The organism is Thermoactinomyces daqus (assembly GCF_000763315.1).
GTDB classification, from domain to species: Bacteria; Bacillota; Bacilli; order Thermoactinomycetales; family Thermoactinomycetaceae; genus Thermoactinomyces_A; species Thermoactinomyces_A daqus.
Genome location: NZ_JPST01000068.1, coordinates 1 through 3,209 on the forward strand (window position 1 = coordinate 1; position 3,209 = coordinate 3,209).

Genomic DNA, 3,209 nt, shown 5'->3' on the forward strand with positions numbered 1-3,209 from the left:
GACTTTTGGGGTTCATTAAGCATAGACGACACAAAGCCATATTGTCTCCTGCTGTGGATCATCCGTAAACTGAATATAAATTCCCACTTCTGAATCGTCTTCATTCACTAACTTATCATAAAGCGCATCTCCACCTTGTTTCTTCTCTTCTACCCAATCCCAGCATATGTCCATTGTTTTCCTCGTTTGTCTATCCCCTTCTTCATTGTCGATTTGATCAATTTTTTTCGGTCAATGCCAATAAATAAGCGACCCGGGCATCGGCATTCACATTCTCGTACCACTTCATGGTGTTATCCTCATTTTCGTCAGATAAAAGTTGGCAATTCGTATCCCACCAGGAAAATTGTTAAAACAAATGGCCTTCATCCAAGGATTTAACCGCCTATTGGACTCCTTCCCATGTGGGGTGATCAATTGCTCCGGTCTTGGCTTTATATATTTTTTCAACTGGATTACAATACTTTAAGTTCATCGTTTGGATCATTATACATTTACTTATATTGTAACGTTCCTAAAAATCGAAACTGCTTTGATTCTTTTACGTTTCCATCATAGTCAAAGTTATAAAGTAAAATAACTGAATTCGCTTCCTGGTCCAGATGCTCACCGCAAATCCCGATAAATTCAGGAATTATTTTTTCATCATATGAAAAGCTCTTAAGAATAACTCGCAAATCCCTCGATGGTTCATTGTGAAACTCTACTTCTCTAAAATCGTCATCGTAATATTCAATGTTAAAATCCTTCCCGAATTCCGAATTGACCAAATTCCCGTCTTCCGTATAACTTTGCATCACATAGTTTTCGAGTTCTTCAAACGAACTTAAGTTACCAATAAACAATGATACATATCCTTCCTTCTCCAAAGAATGTTCCTCCTTGGCTTTCCTGCTATTTGAAATAAATGCCAAAACAAAAAAAGGGCGATATGGGTCGCCCGGGGAATATAATTATTCAGAATCAGTGGTTTCCAGCAACACCCCCGTTTGAAATCCTCATACATATCAAACGCTTCTTTCAATACTTCCCTTAAATCATCGTAATTGCGGAATCCGGCTGCTCTGAAACGTTCGTCTGTACCATCCAATAACTGCTTTAACCAGTTCCATGGATCACCAATCAGTAACTCTCCATTCTTCCAAACTGCCCAGATAAACTCCAAAAGTGCATATCTGAGAGAAATATTGAATTTAAATTGAAAAGGAGGGTATTCCTCTACAATTTGAAAGAAATTTTCCCTTTTGTCATATCGGGCCGGATAACCTAATTCAGTAAATATCCTCAAAGCTTTATCATTATCATAATCAAATTCTTCGTCAAAGTCATATTTCGCAGAAATGTTTTTGTACCTGTTAATAAAATCAATCTTCTCCAATGCTGCTCTGATCTCCGGTGGTAATTGCATTTCTGGTGAGACCTGCACGATTTATTCCTCCCTGAACCTTATTTCAATGCCATATTTACTTTTGGCCAAATCACAAGCAGTCTCTTGGTGGCTTTCCTTCTTTTGATTTACGCGCGAGATTTTTTTCATATGCCGACTAAGGAGTTTTATAACCAGCATCATCAGCAACAGCTGTTCGCTGAGTAACAGTTGTTTTGATCCGTTCATAAAGAGATGGAAAACCCCGGATATCATGGACATTACCTGCTCTACAATGGCTCCCGAGACAAAGCAATTCCGATCAAAGCCAGTATGAAAGGAATAAGTAAAAATTCGCTGTCGTTCATTTTTGACAAAATACCCGCTTTCCGGATCAGTTGTGCTTTCCTTAACCTCTTTAATTTCAATGTCCGTTTTGGGAGTCAATATCTTTTTTCCATAAGCCAATCAATTCTGGATGATTTCATCCTCAAGTTGCTCTTGGTAGGTTCGGGCCTGCGCTCGAACCAGCTTCTTAACATATTTCTTTTTATTTGCATTGGCTTTCACATGTATTGAATCAATAAAGATGACTTCTGGATTGACAAAACCATGATTCATAGCTTCTTGTAAAATGTGATTAAAAATCATTTCAAATAGATCCGTGTCTTGAAAGCGAACGGACTTAATTCTTTCCGAACTGAAAAATGGGGGATTTTTTCTGTGAGTCCATAACCAAGAAACCAACGATAAGCCACATTGGTTTCAATCTCCTTAATGGTTTGGCTCATGGATCGAATGCCAAATAAATATTGGATCAATGCCATTTTAATTAAGAAGACTGATCAACACTGGGTCTCCCATTGTCAAGGCAATAATAGTCTTCAACAAGGTCATAGATAAAGTCAAAATCAATCTGTCTTCAATCTTTCGAACCTAATGGTCCGCAGGTACTAAAAATCATCTAATGTGATGATCTCAAGTTGGTTTCGACTGCCTTTTCCATGTTTAGATAACAAAAGGAATCCCCCATTTTATAATTTTCTACTAATATGATTCAAAAAAAAGCTTGTCGACCTGTCTGCGGTAACAGACTTCGCCGACAAACTTCTGTATTTTAATCTACCAGGAAGTCATTACTCATAACGACTTCCTGCAAATAAAATTGTAGCAACAAAATTCCAATCAATACCCTCTGTGAAATCTTCGCTTGGGTCAGTAATTAGTCCATCCACATCTTCAACCCATGATGCGATCCCATTTAAATAATCTTCAAGGCTTGTATTTACCCAATCATTTGAGTTTTGTTTTAAATCTTTTACCAAAAGAGAAATAAACTTTATAAAATCATCCTTATTCTCAACCTTCTCTAACATATCCTGAATCCCCAATGTTAACTCCTCCTATTTAATAACTTGCGTCGAGCCATCTCCAATTTTTAGTACAACAGATTTACCGTCCACTTTTGTAGTGAATTTCCATGCATCTTTGTAAACCTCGTCTTTTGAAACCCACTGAACTGGAATCTCTTTAATACCTGCAAGTCTTGCTGCCGCTAGCCTTCTATGGTCTAGTGTCCATATGTTACCTTTTCCATCTTGCCAAACCCTTATAGGTGGAAGTTCAAATATCTTAGAAGGGTCTTGAGAGAATGTCTTGGCGTTATTCAGTACTGTATAATCACCGGTTTTATTACTACAGTACTCTGCATAAATCTGATATCTCTTGGGTTAAGTATTGATCAAGTCCAAAATTATGTGTAAATTTCCACGGTCAGAAAAAGTCGGCGTTCAACTTATGCGTGTGACTTTTGGCTGAGGGTTTTCTTTGGATTTTCGCCACT

The 3,209-nt window shown here is 37.6% G+C and carries 4 protein-coding genes and 1 pseudogene; all 5 read right to left on the bottom strand.

Annotation, left to right across the window (positions count from 1 at the left end; all coding sequences use genetic code 11):
* Positions 1–15 precede the first annotated feature (15 nt).
* On the bottom strand, positions 16–222 hold the full coding sequence (locus JG50_RS19605; protein WP_309485187.1) for an Imm6 family immunity protein: 207 nt from the start codon (positions 220–222) through the stop codon (positions 16–18).
* A 272-nt stretch (positions 223–494) separates the two neighbouring features.
* Positions 495–869 (bottom strand): immunity 22 family protein, encoded by a 375-nt coding sequence (locus JG50_RS0117545; protein WP_033102409.1) that lies wholly within the window; start codon positions 867–869, stop codon positions 495–497.
* A complete protein-coding gene (locus tag JG50_RS0117550) occupies positions 827–1,426 on the bottom strand; it encodes a hypothetical protein (protein WP_181735451.1) in 600 nt (199 codons plus the stop codon). The genes JG50_RS0117545 and JG50_RS0117550 overlap by 43 nt, the downstream gene beginning before the upstream one ends.
* Before the next feature lie 121 nt (positions 1,427–1,547).
* Positions 1,548–2,385 (bottom strand): annotated as a pseudogene (locus tag JG50_RS20820) (transposase); the annotation flags it as partial.
* 117 nt (positions 2,386–2,502) lie between these two features.
* Positions 2,503–2,757: a DUF7660 family protein gene (locus JG50_RS0117570; protein WP_181735452.1), complete on the bottom strand. Its 255-nt coding sequence runs from the start codon at positions 2,755–2,757 to the stop codon at positions 2,503–2,505.
* Positions 2,758–3,209 lie beyond the last annotated feature (452 nt).